This is a genomic window from Bradyrhizobium sp. AZCC 1678, assembly GCF_036924765.1.
Taxonomy (GTDB): Bacteria; Pseudomonadota; Alphaproteobacteria; order Rhizobiales; family Xanthobacteraceae; genus Bradyrhizobium; species Bradyrhizobium algeriense.
On sequence record NZ_JAZHSE010000001.1, the window covers coordinates 239,124 to 251,845 of the forward strand.

Below are 12,722 nucleotides of genomic sequence, written 5' to 3' on the forward strand. Positions count from 1 at the left end.
TGCTGCGAAGGATCTATTGCGCCCTCTCCGCTTTTTCGACCACCGCCCAGGCGGCCCGCTGCGGAACCACGACAGTCACATTGTCCCCAACCTCGTGAATGCCAAACGGCGGCGCGTCGACGTTCAGACGACCATCGTCAGTTTGCACGACGATCGACCTGATCGGCCCGCGGAAGATTGTGTGCGCGATTCGTCCCGACCAAGTCAGCTCATCTGCGCCGGCTTTGGAGCCGGCCGGAGCGAGGCGAGCGTCCTCCGGGCGCGCCATGACCGTGACAGCCTGGCCCGGCTGTACCTCGCTTGCCGCCTCGCACGGCCCTCGCCATCCCCGCCCAACGACCTCCAGCCGAAAGCGACGCTCGTCCACGCGCGCACACGACTCGACGCTGGCCTCGAGCAGATTCGGCGTCCCGAAGAAGGCCGCCACGATCCGGTTAGCGGGGTATCGGTAGATGTCTTCGGGTGCTCCGATCTGCTGAATTCTGCCTCGGTCCATCACGACCACGCGATCCGATAGCGCCATCGCTTCAGACTGGTCATGCGTGACGTAGAGGCTCGTCATGCCCAACCGTTTCTGTATTGAGCGAAATTCGTCGCCCATCTGCAAGCGCAGCTTGGCATCGAGATTGCTCAGGGGCTCATCAAGCAACAGCACCGTCGGCTCGAACACAAGCGCCCGTGCGATTGCGACCCGCTGCTGCTGCCCGCCTGAGAGCGCGGGCGCTGGCCGCTGGGCGAACCCTTCCATCTCGACGAGCTGTAGTGCCTTTGTGACGCGGTCGAGGATTTCGGCAGCCGGCCGGCGACGAACCCGCAGCGGATAGGCGACGTTGTCGAAGACCGTCATATGGGGCCAGATGGCATAGGACTGGAATACCATTCCGAGCCTGCGGCGCTCCGATGGGACGAAAATGCCGCGCGCCGCGTCGCTGACGATTTCATTGCCGATGCTGATGCGCCCCCCGGTGTTCTGCTCGAGCCCCGCCACCATGCGCAGCGTCGTCGTCTTGCCGCACCCCGAGGGGCCGAGCAACGTGACGAATTCACCCTCGTTCACGCGGAGATCGACACCGTCGACCGCGACGAACTGACCGAAATTCCGGCTAACCTTCTCGAGAATGACATTCGACATGACGTTACCCGATTCGTTCACAAGGCATTGATGCGGCTCTTGATGACCTTGAGCTGAACCCATCTGAACAGGATCACCATGCCCATCATGATCAGCCCGATCACGCTGACCTGTTCGGCATTGCCGTTGGCCCAGAGCTTCAGCAGCACGACGGACAGCACTTCCGAACCGACGGAATACAGCAGGACGGAGGCACTGAGCTCGCGCATGATCCCGAAAAACAACAAGACCCAGCCGACCGCGAAGGACGGCCAGGCCAGCGCAATCACGATGCGCCCCATCGTCTGCAGCCAGCTCCCGCCGTGCACGCGGGAGCACTCCTCGAGATCGAACGAGAGCTGGGCATAGGCGCTGGACATGATCCGCACGGAGAGTGGCGTCCCCAGGGAGATATAGGCCAGCAATAGCGCCCAGATCGTGCCGTAGATCGGGATCGCATGAGGCAGCAGCGCAAAGCCCCACAGAAAGCCGACGCCAAGAACAATGCCCGGCATCATCCACGGCAACCAGGCCATTGCGTCAATGAGACGGCGCCCGCGCCACTTGGTGCGAACGGAGATGTAAGCGACCGCCCCACCGAGCAGCATGGTCAAAGTGGCTCCGACAAAGCCCAGCAGCATCGTGTTGCTGAAACCTCGCCAGAAGTCGCCGCTGCCGAAGACCGCCCTGTAATGTTCGAGCGTCAGCATGTCCTGCTGATAGAAGCCGAAGAACTTGAAGAAGGATCCGATCAGGAGCTGTCCTACCGGCAGAATGACGGTTACGAAGAAGAACAGAAGGCAGAAAGCGAAGGTGACCCATCGCCATTTTCCCAGCTTCATGACTGTCGGCGAATAGCCCTTGCCGGTCACGGTCTGGAAGCTGCGGCCGCGCAAAATGCGCCATTGCAGCAGCACGATCAGGAACAATAGCGCCATGATGACGAAGCTGACGGCGGTTGCATACTGGTATTCCGGCGGCGATCTCTGATTGATCGAGTCGTAGATATCCGTGGTAATGACCCGGATGCCGGCCGGCGTCCCAAAAAACAGCGGGGATTCGAAATTCTCGATTCCGCGAATGAAGCTCAGGATCGCAGCTCCGGTGAGCGCCGGCAACATGAGTTGCAGCGTCACGGTGCAGAACGTCCGCAGTCGCGACGCGCCACACATCCGCGCCGCCTCCTCGAGGCTCTGATCCATCGCACGGAACGCATCGACGATGAGCAGGAAGAGAAATGGCACGGAATACTGCATCATGTGCCAGACCACGCCACCATACGAGTAGACGTTAATCGGCGCGGTATTCGATCCTGTTACCCATTGGTAGACTTGGTTGAGCAAGCCGACCTGAGGATTGCCGAGCATGCCCCACGCCATCGCGGTGAGAATCGGCGGGATGAAGAACGGCAGCGTGATGAGCGCCTCCAGCGTGCCGCGCATTGGTGTGTCGGTCCGCGCAAGAATCCAGGCCAATAGAACGGCCAGCACGAGCGAGGGGATGGTCTTGGCGAACGCTATGCCGACGGTATTGAGCAGCGTCACCGCGTTCTGCTGCGTGAGGATCTGGAGATAGCCATCCAGATTGAACGTGCCCGCCATGCCGGGCGGAGTCGAATGCAGGCTCCCGTAAAGCAGCATCGACAGCGGATAGACGGAGAGAAAGGTCAGAAGCACCACAAGAAAGGTGACGGCAACGACTCGCCCTGCCGAGGTCGTCTGCAGCAGTCGCCCAATCCAGGACAGGCCCGGCGTCGCGGGCATTGCCCTGAGATTGTCCGCTCGATCTTCCGCTGAAATGCTCATGCCATGGATTCAGGGATAGAGCTTTTTCGCCAGCCCCATCATCGAAGGCCGTTCGGACAGTGTCGCGGGACCAATCAGTTTGGCGTTCACGAACGGCTGCGCCTCGGGATCGGCACGTTCGGCGGCGCCGGCTACCACGGGCAGCATCCACGCATTGGCGTAGATCAACTGCGAATCGACGCTGAGAAAATGCTGGATAAACAACCGGGCTGCGTTCGGGTGCGGCGCATTCTTCAAGACCGCGAGGTCCATCCGGGCGTAAGGCGCCCCTTCCTTGGGGATAACGATCTTGACCGGGAGCCCCTTGAGATCCGATGCAAAAGCGAAAATCTGCGGGATGTAGATCGGGTATTCCCCGCGAGCCACGCGGCGGGCGTCATTGCGCATGTCGCGGCTGAAAACCGGCTTTTGTTCGGCCAACTTCGCGTTGAAGTCGGCGTCCATGCTCTTCTGCAGAATCGAAAACATCGCGTTACCGCTGCCGAGCGGTCGCATGTCGTCGGACAGGATCTTGCCCTTCCACTTTGGACTGGTGAGATCGTCCCAGCTCCTGGGAACGTCCTCATCTTTGACCAGCCTGGTATTGATCAGAATACCCATGGGTTGGACGAAAGCGGGTACGCTGTGCTCGTCGGCCTTGAACGGAGGCCGCAGGTTGGCGGTGTTCGGGATCGGCGGCAGCTTCTGGATGAAATCGCCGTTCTTGAGCTGCTCCTCGATCATCGTCGAGGAGATCATTTCGGCATCGCCCAAATAACGGCCGGCTGCCTGTTCGGTCCGGATGCGCTCGGCGAGTTCGCTCGCGCGCAGATCAAGGCTCTCGACAGAGATTCCGTACTTCGTCTCGAATGACTTCAAAACCTCCTTAAAGTACGGCGCGCCAAGCGTCATATTGTAGACGACGACCTTGCCTTCCTTCTTTGCGGCACTGACGACCGCATCCCACGACGCGTCTTCAGCGTGCGCGGGCACGACGAGAGCGGCAAGGCAAGCGACCAACGCAGCTTTGGCTATCCCTGGCTTGACCAACACTTCACTCCTCCCTCGGATTGTCATCTTTTTTGTCAACTACCGGTGCGATCAGCCTAGACTTCGACCACGATATATTGCTTTTCGATCGAGACCGGGAACGTCTCGGCCCGAAGCTCCCCTTCGACGAGCGCCCCACCCGGTTCCACCTTCAGTTCGTAGCTCCGCACCTTGGTGCGATCGGGTTCGCACCATGACCTCCCTGTTCTCAGATCGAATTCCCAGCCATGCCAGGGACAACGAATGAGTTCGCCCCGCCGGCTGTACCGATAGGCGCCCGGCTCGCTGGCTTCGACGAGGCCGACGACGCGTCCTTTGCACAGCGACGCCCCCTCATGAGGGCAGCGGTTGCCGACGGCGAAATATTCTCCGTCGACATTGAAGATGCCGATTTCGCGACCGTTCACACTCACCACTCTGCGCTGGCCCGGCGCTATCTCATCGACGGTTGCAACGATATGCCGCGCCATCACCCCAGCCCGTAGAATTTGCTTGAGTTGGCGTAAAGGAGCTGATCGCGTTGTGCCTCGCTGAGGTTGGCTTTGAAGGCGTAGCGCGGATCGTCGAAATCCCAATGAGGATAATCCGTCGAGAACAGCAGGCGGTCCCAGCCGATCCGATCAAACAGGTCGATCAGTTCGGCAGCGCTTCCCGGCTCCTCCATCGGCTGCGTGCTGAACCACACGTTCTCGCGAACATATTCCGAGGGCGGCCGCTTCAAATGCGGCACCTCGCTGCGCAAGCGGGACCAGTGCTTGTCCATCCGCGCGCTCAGCGACGGAATCCAGCCCAACCCGCCCTCCATGATGACGACGCGCAGCTTCGGAAATCGCTCGAAGACGCCCTCGAATACCAGGCTGGTCAGGACCGCTTGCATGGTCTGTGCGACGGCGTGATGTTCCTCCATGTAGTAGGACGGCCAGCCGCCGCCGGTGGACGGGTGACCATTGGTGCCACCGACATGAATCGTGATCGGCAGATTGTTACGCACCGCCGCTTCATAGATCGGCCAGTAGCGACGGCGTCCGAGAGGCTCGTCGGTTCGCGGAAGGATCAGAATCTGCGTAAAGTTCGGATCGCCTCCCCGCGCATCGATTTCCGCTACAGCGGCTTCGGTGTCTTCCTGCGCGACAAGGACCGAGGCCCGCAGCCGAGCCTCCTGTTTCACCCAGCGCTCCACCTGCCATGTGTTCATCGCCCGTGTGAGCGCCGCGCCGAAATCAAGATTCCTCTGGCTGCCCGGATTCCAGCGCAGCGGTATCAGCATTCCAACCTGAACCCCGTTCGGATCGAGATGCTGTTTCCTCATCAGTTCAAGGCTCGATCCGGGAGGGCCGCCTTCGTCGGGATAGGCGTCGATCCTCGCCGCGTCCGGCGACATGCGCGGATGCGACAGCGCTTCGGAAAAGGCGTGACGCAGATGACTGCCATAGACGGAAAGATGTTCGATCCACCGCTTCTCCAAATAGGGATGAACCTCGGTCCATGATGTCATCGCGGGGTGAATATCGCAATCGATCACCCGCAACCGGTATTTGGCGGGTGGACTGCGCTCCATCTCGATGGTGCTCATTCGGCAAGCTCCAGAGCATGATCGGCCTTGGCCAAACGGGGATAGGTAGCGAGCGCGTTTTCGCAAAGGATCTTGCGAAATAATGGAACGGGCAGCCCGTCCGGCAACGCGGCATCGCCGTCGAACTGCCAGTGTGGATAGTCCGTCGAAAACAGGAACAGCTCATCTGACTTCAGATGATCGGTCAGCCGCAGGATCGCGTCCCTTTCGTCCGCCGCATCGATCGGCTGCACCGTAAAGCGGACGTGGTTGCGAATGATTTCCGATGGCGCACGAGTCACCCACGGAACTTCCGCTCGCACGCCCTTCCACGTCTTGTCCGCACGCCAGATAAATCCGCTAAGCCATGTCAGGCCGGACTCGATCGCAACGACCTTCAGGTTCGGAAACTTCGCGAACACGCCCTCGGAAATCATGCTTTGCAACTGACTTTCGAAGGCGCAGGACTGAGCGATGTAGTCTTCGACATAATAGGAAGACCAGCCTGCGGCGGTCGGCGCATAGCGGTAAGCGCTACCCGCGTGAATGCCGATAGCGAGCCCCAGGCGCTCCGCCAGCCGGTAGATCGGCCAGAGCTGCCGCCGGCCGAGCGTTACTTCCCCGGACGCCAGCATCAGCACCTGTACAAAACGGAGGTCGCCGGCGCGCCGCTCGATTTCCGCGACCGCAAGGTCGGTGTTGTGGGCCGCGATCGTGATGGAAGCGCGCAATCGCGAATCGCGATTGAGCCATTCATCGCAAATCCAGTCGTTGGTGGCTCGGCAGAATGCAGCAGCCATGTCCTCGCTGTGAAAGACCTGGGCTCCGTACAGGCAGTTGAGAATGCCGTAGCGCGACCGAAAGGGATTCAGGACATGCGCTTGCATCGCTTCGAGCGACGACCCTGGCTTTCTTCCCTGATCGAGCGCCCAGTCGGGACGGCATGACAGCGGCGTGTTCTGGGGATAGCTGGTGAGGCTCAGGTTCAGACGGTCGAGTGCACGCACCGAGACCATCTCGCGCCAATAGTCGTCGAGATAGGGCATGAGCGCGCCCATCCCGGGCACGGCGGAATGAAGATCGCAGTCAATCGCACCGGCATATGTCATGACACGTCCGGGGGACGCGTCGAGGCGATTTCCTACCATGCACTCTCCAGGGCATTGTTATTGGCAGTTCGGAGATTGCCTTTATGTTGATCAATCAATAAATGATCTGTCAAGAAACATTTGATCTGAATCAATGCGAACCGAATAGACCTTCTTCTCGCAGGGATCGGACTTTTCAGGAGACCAGGTATGCCCCCGAGCAAGGGATTTCCGGTTAGGGAGATTGCGCCCGGCCGCTCGCGTGTCGCCGGGATGCTGGCGCGCGACCACGTCGCGGTACTTATGTCCACGATCGGCATGCGCCTGAGCCGAGGTGCCATGGCGTACTACCGCGCCGCCTGGAACATCAGCACTGTGGAATGGCGCCTGCTGATGACGCTCAACAGCATCGAATCTCTCAATGTGAGCGAGCTGTCCGACGCTGCCGATGTCGACAAGGCGGCCGCGAGTCGTAGCCTTGCACTTCTCCAGGAGCGGAAGCTCGTTTCAGTTGAACAGACCCGATCCCGCGGTCGGGCCGCGATTGCAAAATTGACGGCGGAGGGACGCAAGTTCACGGCAAAGCTGGCACAGGTCTCACGCGAGCGGGAAGCGCGCCTGTTCAAGGATTTTGCCGCCGCCGACAAAGACCGCTTGAACGCCCTTCTGCACCAATTGTCACAGGCGCTGGATGGCGCGGACTGGGATCACTAGAGCACCGCTGCGTCGCAGGGATCGACAGCGTCGGGGCCGCAACAATGATGGACGCCATCACAATCTTCATGGTCCCTGCTTTTCTCTTGCGTCTATGAGGACTGACTTACCGATCAACGGAGAGCCCCGCTGAACGCGACCGGCGTGATGACGTGATACGTGCAGCCCATACTTCCGATCCGCGAGGCCGCTGTTGCTGGCGTTACTTGTAGATGTCCTTTGCCAGCGCCATCATCGCATCCTGAGTGTCGACGTCGGTGGTGCCGAGTAATTTCGCATTGGTCATCGTCTTCATTTCTTCCTTCACCGGCCCGTCAAGCTTGTCGACGACCGGGATCAGGCCGGCGTTCGCATAGATCAGCTGCACCTCGTCGCTCAAATAGTGGTTGATGAACAGCCGCGCTGCGTTGCGGTGTGGAGCGTTTCTCAACAGCGCCATATCGAAGCGGATATAGGGAACCCCCTCTTGGGGGAGCACGAATTTGACTGGCAAGCCCTTGAGCATGGCCATGTTGGAGAACAGCTGGGGCACACGCAATGGATACTCCCCGCGCGCCACCCGCCGCTCGTCGTTGCCGACATCGCGACTGAAGATCGGTTGCTGGGCGGCGAGTTTCTCGTGATAGTCGCGTCCGAACGCGTCCTCGAGCACCGAGAACATCACCTGCCCGCCACCAAGCGCGCGCATGTCATCGGACTGGATTTTCCCTTTCCAACGTTGATCCAGCAAATCCTTCCAGCTTTGCGGCTCATCGGCAGGCTTGACCTGCATGGTGTTGACGAGAATGCCGTAAGCGAGGATGTAGCTTGGGACTATAACGTCAGTCGCCGGCTGCCGCGGCGACAGACGTCGCGCATTTGGAATGCCGCCGTGCGGCTGCAATTCGCCATCGCGCAGCGAGCGGACCATGGTCGCCGCACCGGTCTGGACGACGTCGCCGATGAAACGCCCGGCAGCCTGTTCGGTCCGCAACCGCTCGCGGAGCTCGCTGGCCCTGACGTCCAACAATTCGACCGCAATGCCGTATTTCTTCTCGAAGCTCTTGATCGCGCTCATGTGAAATGGCGCGCCGAGGAACGAGGTGTAGAGCGTCAGCTTGCCTTCCCCTTTTGCAGCGGCGACCAGGGCAGCGTCGTCGGCTTCCAGACTCCACGCCACCGACGCAGCCACAAAACACGCGATGACCGTCGTCGTGAAATGTAAGGCAACTCTGAACATTTCTCCCCTCCTTTGCGCGATACACCCTCTTCCGGAGGCACTGCTGCGCGATACCGGCAAGACCGGCCCAAACCCCTAAGCGCGCTTCTTGGTGATCTCCACGATGCCGCGATCGGCATCGACCTTGACCCAGTCACCGGTCTCGATGATCGACAGCGGGTCGCGATCGAAGTCAGTCAGCGCCGGCACCCGCATGACCACTGCGCCGAGCGCAACCTTGGTCGTGGTCCGGTTGTAGAGCACGGCCTTTGGCGCAGTACCGGCGAGTCGCGCCAGGTGAAAATATTGCGACCATCCGGACGAACCTTTGGCGCCTGGAAACACCAGGATCTTGTCCTTGAACGAGACGCCGCATAGCTCATGCCTCGTCTCGACCACCTTGCCGGTGCGCGGATCGATGCCGCCCCATCCCGAAATGGTCTCGCGGGTCACCAGGGCTTCGCCTTCCGAGATGCCGCCCACCACCTTGCGGCCGTGCAGAACGATCGCGGTCATCGCAGTCCTCCCGTCCAGCGTCCGGCGACTGCCGCTTCGACACAATCCGCCACCGAGCCGAACCAGGCCTGAACGCCAGTGATGGCCGGGAGGTAATGCGCCTGCTTCGCCGAGTCGGTCGCGACGACCCTGGTGCCTTTCGGCATGATGCGCGAGATCGCCGGGCAGGTGTCACTCAGGACATGTCCTCCGGCAGCCTTGATCACATCGGTATAGCCGCTGCGGTCGGCGACTTCCTTCAAGGCGCGCGGGGTAAATACCCAGAGCGATGTATTGGGGCTGATTCGCCGGCCCTCCAGCAGGCGAGCGACCTGCCACACCTGCTCGATGGAGTTGTGCGGACAACCAAGCATGATGAAATCGACGTCGGACGAGTTCGCCGTCGAATTCAGTTTTTCGTAGGCCGTGCGTCGCTCGTGCGGCCCGTAAACCCAGGTAGCGCGCGGCGGTCGACCGCCGAAGGCACCTTCCTCCGATCGCGTCTCGGGCGTGACGCCCGGCATATGATACATTTCGACCCCACCGGATGAGGCCGCGGCGGCGCCAAAATGCTTCAGCTTGATCTGACTGGGCTGGGCCGCGAGGCCGCGAAATGCCGGAATATCCTCTTCGACCATCTCGCCGATCGCGTAGCCCAACAGCCCCCAGTCCATCATGTCATCGACGGGAATCTGAACGTCGATGAGGTGGCTGGCCGCGCGGTTCTCCGGAATATGGAGGCCGAAATAGGGAATGCGCCCGGTAATGCTGGCGGCGCCCGTGCTCTCGCGTCCCTCGGTGTTGGTGCGAGCGCCGAGCACCGAGTTGCAGTAGATCACTGCAGAGGACTCCATCCAGGCACAATGCTCGCCCATCAACGGTACGTTGCCGACCTGATAGGGCGTGCAGGTTGAAAGCATGTTGACGCCCTTTGCGCCGAAGAACTGCTCACCTTCCTTTTGCACGCGAATTGCGTCTTCGGAGGCCTGACGCATCTCGGGATGTTCGCTGTCGATGCCCATTACGAGATGGCAGGTGTAAGCCTTCACCGGTGGCATCGCGACGCGTTCGGTGCTGTCCAGATTGAACTCGGAGAAGATCGCATCGCTGCCCTGGCTGGCGAACTCGCGAATCATCGGTCCGGCAGCGACAAAGGTCCCGCAGACATTGTTGGTCTCCACCAGCCGCTCGGCGCCAAGCGCCTCGCCGTAGCGGACCAGCAGGTCCATGGCCTTCTGGACCGCCGCGCCCTCGGCGCCGTCCAGCATCTTCTGCTCGACATCGGTAAGCTTCATGTCAGGCGCTCGCCTTGTTGAAGGGACGGATAGTGCGCGCCACCTCGTGGCCACTGTCAGCACGTTCGAGATTGTCCCGCAGGCGGTGACGAAGCTCGGACATGTCGATCTGATGCACGCTTCCGGTGCCGGCGAGGTCAAGCGCATGGGCCGCGGCAGCCCCCATGGCGATGCACGGCCCCATCACCCGGACGCTGGAGAGCGCAGCATTGTCCGCATCGATACAGCGCCCCGCCGCCACCACATTGTCCGCATCCGCAGGCGTGAGGCAGCCGAATGGCACGTAATGCATATGGTCCGCGCCGAACGGCCGCCAGACGTGGTCGATGCCGGAATCGTGCAACTCGATCGGCCAGGCCGTGCGCGCGATCGCATCATCAAATTTTCGGCCGTTGACGACGTCCTCAACGGTGAGCTGTTGGCGACCGCAAATCCAGCGGGTCTGGCGGATGCCCGGAAAACCATAGGCACGCACGCGTGCCTCGCCGAAGGCTTTCGGGAACTCGTTCTTCAGGAACACTACGGCACGGTCAGCCTGATCGCGGCCTTCCAGCGTCTTGTTCGACATCTCGAACGGATCGAGCGGCGTTTCGATGTGCGTCATGTTCATGGCAGCGATACCGCGGCCAGGAATGATGAAGCTCAATCCCTCCCGGCGCACGAGGCCGTAATGCTCGGCGCGGTCGCGCATCCGCGCCGGCAGTTCCTCGCGGCTCGGCACATTGGCCTCGTCGATTCCTTCCAGCACGACCATCTGGGTGCCGAACACCGGGCCATCGGCCGGCTCCCGGCAGGGAAAGCCAGCCTGCCAGACCAGGGCGGCGTCGCCGCTGGCATCGACGAAGCCCGTGGCTTCGACACGGACATCGCCGTACCGCGTCGCCAGATTGAGCGCGCTGATGCGGCGATCGCGGACCTCTACCTCGCGCAATACGGCGCCGAGCAGGACATCGACGCCGGCCTCGTGAATGGTCTTCTCGATCCATCGACCGAGCGCGACTTCGTCATAGATGATGATGTTGTTGACGCCCTGCCGGTAATGGATCGCGCCGGTCCCGGACAGATCGCGGATGATGTCTTCGGCAATGCCGTAGGTCACCTGGTAACCATCATTGCCGTTGGAAAACATGCCGCAGATGGTGCCGACGATCGAGTTGACGGCCTGACCTCCGAGTACCGGGAGACCGTCGATCAGCAGCACTTTTCTGCCGAGCCTCGCCGCCTCGATGGCAGCCGAAACACCGGCGATGCCGGAGCCCACCACACAGATGTCGGCCGATCGTTGCAGCGGCCGCGAACCGCTTCGCACGACCGTGCGCGTCGCCGTCGAGGCCTTGGTGCGAAACGAAGTGGATGAAGCGCCCATGCAATGGAAATCCTTGGACCGGTCCGGTCAGAAGTCTTCTTGCCGGATTGACCGGCCGCTTCGTTTTGCGCTTTCGGAACCGGGAAATAAATCTGCTATTTTGTGGTACAGTTTTCTCGATTTGCGAATAATACCGGTATCGCCACTGTGCGCGTCCTCGGAGCCATCCATGGATACAGTATTGAATATCAAGGCCTTTCTGCTGGTCGCGCAAACCGGCAGCCTGACTGCCGCAGCCCGACAGCTTGGTGTCGTGCCCTCGGTCATCAGCAAGCGCATCGATCGCCTGGAAGATCAGATGCATGTGCGGCTGTTGCAGCGCTCCACCCGCCGGGTCAGCCTGACACCCGAAGGCGAGATCCGGCTGGCGCGGCTGCGAGCGGCGGTGGGCCAACTCGACGATATCTTCCTGGAATCGGGGCTTTCGTCGCAGGAAATCGAAGGACATCTGCGTATCAAGTCGCCTACGACGATCGCCATCGTCAGCCTAGGCGACGTACTCACTAGCTTCCAGCTTGCCAATCCGAAGATCAGCGTCGAACTGGTCATGCTCGATCGCTCGGTTAACCCGGTAGAAGAAGGCTTCGACATCGCAATTGGCGCCTTGCCGACCTCTTATCCAGGGGTCATCGACGACCCGCTCTGCGCGTATCCTCGCGTGCTGTGCGCCGCGCCGTCCTATCTTGCTCGCTGCGGCGAGCCCAACCACCCGCGCGATCTGGTCCAGCACGACTGCCTCACCTTCGCAACGACCGGATTGAGTTGGGGGTTCGAGAGCCGCCGCGGCCAGATCAATGTCGAGATCAAGGCCCGGCTGAGTGCGAACGACAGCCAGTTGCTGTTGCGCGCGGCGCTCGCCGGGATGGGCATCGCGCGGCTCGCCAGGCATATCGCCCAGCCTGCATTGTCGAGTGGGCAGCTCGTACCCGTCCTCGCCGACTACCCTGTCCCGGAATTCTGGGTCAAGGCGCTGGTACCGCGAAACCGTCTGGACCGCCCGGCGGTCCGCAGCTTCGTTGACGCCCTGAAGGCACACTTTGGTCAGTCGCTGGGGAGGCCGCACGACTGA

At 61.2% G+C, this 12,722-nt stretch carries 12 protein-coding genes; 2 read left to right on the forward strand and 10 right to left on the reverse strand.

Annotated elements, in window-relative coordinates; translation table 11 throughout:
• Window positions 1-13 precede the first annotated feature (13 nt).
• Genes V1294_RS01215 through V1294_RS01240 form a run of 6 tightly spaced genes read right to left on the reverse strand, consistent with a single transcriptional unit; the run spans window position 14 to window position 6,606 of the window.
• Window positions 14-1,132, reverse strand: a complete 1,119-nt coding sequence (locus tag V1294_RS01215) for an ABC transporter ATP-binding protein (protein WP_334494647.1) — start codon at window positions 1,130-1,132, stop codon at window positions 14-16.
• Between the two features lie 17 nt (window positions 1,133-1,149).
• A complete protein-coding gene (locus tag V1294_RS01220; protein ID WP_334494649.1) occupies window positions 1,150-2,916 on the reverse strand; it encodes an ABC transporter permease in 1,767 nt (588 codons plus the stop codon).
• Window positions 2,917-2,925: 9 nt separating this feature from the next.
• Window positions 2,926-3,948, reverse strand: coding sequence for an ABC transporter substrate-binding protein (locus V1294_RS01225; protein WP_334494651.1), 1,023 nt, complete (start codon window positions 3,946-3,948; stop codon window positions 2,926-2,928).
• A 53-nt stretch (window positions 3,949-4,001) separates the two neighbouring features.
• Window positions 4,002-4,415 (reverse strand): Rieske (2Fe-2S) protein, encoded by a 414-nt coding sequence (locus tag V1294_RS01230; RefSeq protein WP_334494653.1) that lies wholly within the window; start codon window positions 4,413-4,415, stop codon window positions 4,002-4,004.
• The gene (locus V1294_RS01235) at window positions 4,415-5,518 is read right to left on the reverse strand and encodes an amidohydrolase family protein (RefSeq protein ID WP_334486805.1); all 1,104 of its coding nucleotides are present in this window, start codon (window positions 5,516-5,518) and stop codon (window positions 4,415-4,417) included. The genes V1294_RS01230 and V1294_RS01235 overlap by 1 nt, the downstream gene beginning before the upstream one ends.
• A complete protein-coding gene (locus V1294_RS01240; RefSeq protein ID WP_334494655.1) occupies window positions 5,515-6,606 on the reverse strand; it encodes an amidohydrolase family protein in 1,092 nt (363 codons plus the stop codon). The genes V1294_RS01235 and V1294_RS01240 overlap by 4 nt, the downstream gene beginning before the upstream one ends.
• A 189-nt stretch (window positions 6,607-6,795) precedes the next feature.
• On the opposite strand from V1294_RS01240, the gene V1294_RS01245 reads away from it, so the two are divergent.
• On the forward strand, window positions 6,796-7,299 hold the full coding sequence (locus V1294_RS01245; protein ID WP_334494657.1) for a MarR family winged helix-turn-helix transcriptional regulator: 504 nt from the start codon (window positions 6,796-6,798) through the stop codon (window positions 7,297-7,299).
• A gap of 202 nt (window positions 7,300-7,501) precedes the next feature.
• Here the strand turns inward: V1294_RS01245 and V1294_RS01250 are convergent, their stop codons facing one another.
• The 4 genes from V1294_RS01250 to V1294_RS01265 are packed head-to-tail and all read right to left on the reverse strand — an operon-like array spanning window position 7,502 to window position 11,653.
• Window positions 7,502-8,578: an ABC transporter substrate-binding protein gene (locus V1294_RS01250; protein WP_334494659.1), complete on the reverse strand. Its 1,077-nt coding sequence runs from the start codon at window positions 8,576-8,578 to the stop codon at window positions 7,502-7,504.
• Between the two features lie 15 nt (window positions 8,579-8,593).
• Window positions 8,594-9,013: an aconitase X swivel domain-containing protein gene (locus V1294_RS01255; RefSeq protein WP_334486814.1), complete on the reverse strand. Its 420-nt coding sequence runs from the start codon at window positions 9,011-9,013 to the stop codon at window positions 8,594-8,596.
• Complete coding sequence (locus V1294_RS01260; RefSeq protein WP_334494661.1) at window positions 9,010-10,287, reverse strand: aconitase X catalytic domain-containing protein; 1,278 nt, start codon at window positions 10,285-10,287, stop codon at window positions 9,010-9,012. Before V1294_RS01260 ends, V1294_RS01255 begins: the two co-directional genes overlap by 4 nt.
• A gap of 1 nt (window position 10,288) precedes the next feature.
• Window positions 10,289-11,653 carry an FAD-dependent oxidoreductase gene (locus V1294_RS01265; RefSeq protein WP_334486820.1) on the reverse strand — a complete coding sequence of 455 codons (1,365 nt, stop codon included), beginning with the start codon at window positions 11,651-11,653 and terminating at the stop codon, window positions 10,289-10,291.
• A 169-nt stretch (window positions 11,654-11,822) separates the two neighbouring features.
• On the opposite strand from V1294_RS01265, the gene V1294_RS01270 reads away from it, so the two are divergent.
• On the forward strand, window positions 11,823-12,722 hold the full coding sequence (locus V1294_RS01270) for a LysR family transcriptional regulator (RefSeq protein ID WP_334494662.1): 900 nt from the start codon (window positions 11,823-11,825) through the stop codon (window positions 12,720-12,722).

What these genes read in the sequence shown, in the direction of transcription:
- V1294_RS01215 (WP_334494647.1), bottom strand. Translation starts at nt 1,132, where the DNA reads ATGTCGAATGTCATTCTCGAGAAGGTTAGCCGGAATTTCGGTCAGTTC.
- V1294_RS01220 (WP_334494649.1), bottom strand. Translation starts at nt 2,916, where the DNA reads ATGAGCATTTCAGCGGAAGATCGAGCGGACAATCTCAGGGCAATGCCC.
- V1294_RS01230 (WP_334494653.1), bottom strand. Translation starts at nt 4,415, where the DNA reads ATGGCGCGGCATATCGTTGCAACCGTCGATGAGATAGCGCCGGGCCAG.
- V1294_RS01235 (WP_334486805.1), bottom strand. Translation starts at nt 5,518, where the DNA reads ATGAGCACCATCGAGATGGAGCGCAGTCCACCCGCCAAATACCGGTTG.
- V1294_RS01240 (WP_334494655.1), bottom strand. Translation starts at nt 6,606, where the DNA reads ATGACATATGCCGGTGCGATTGACTGCGATCTTCATTCCGCCGTGCCC.
- V1294_RS01245 (WP_334494657.1), top strand. Translation starts at nt 6,796, where the DNA reads ATGCCCCCGAGCAAGGGATTTCCGGTTAGGGAGATTGCGCCCGGCCGC.
- V1294_RS01255 (WP_334486814.1), bottom strand. Translation starts at nt 9,013, where the DNA reads ATGACCGCGATCGTTCTGCACGGCCGCAAGGTGGTGGGCGGCATCTCG.
- V1294_RS01260 (WP_334494661.1), bottom strand. Translation starts at nt 10,287, where the DNA reads ATGAAGCTTACCGATGTCGAGCAGAAGATGCTGGACGGCGCCGAGGGC.
- V1294_RS01265 (WP_334486820.1), bottom strand. Translation starts at nt 11,653, where the DNA reads ATGGGCGCTTCATCCACTTCGTTTCGCACCAAGGCCTCGACGGCGACG.
- V1294_RS01270 (WP_334494662.1), top strand. Translation starts at nt 11,823, where the DNA reads ATGGATACAGTATTGAATATCAAGGCCTTTCTGCTGGTCGCGCAAACC.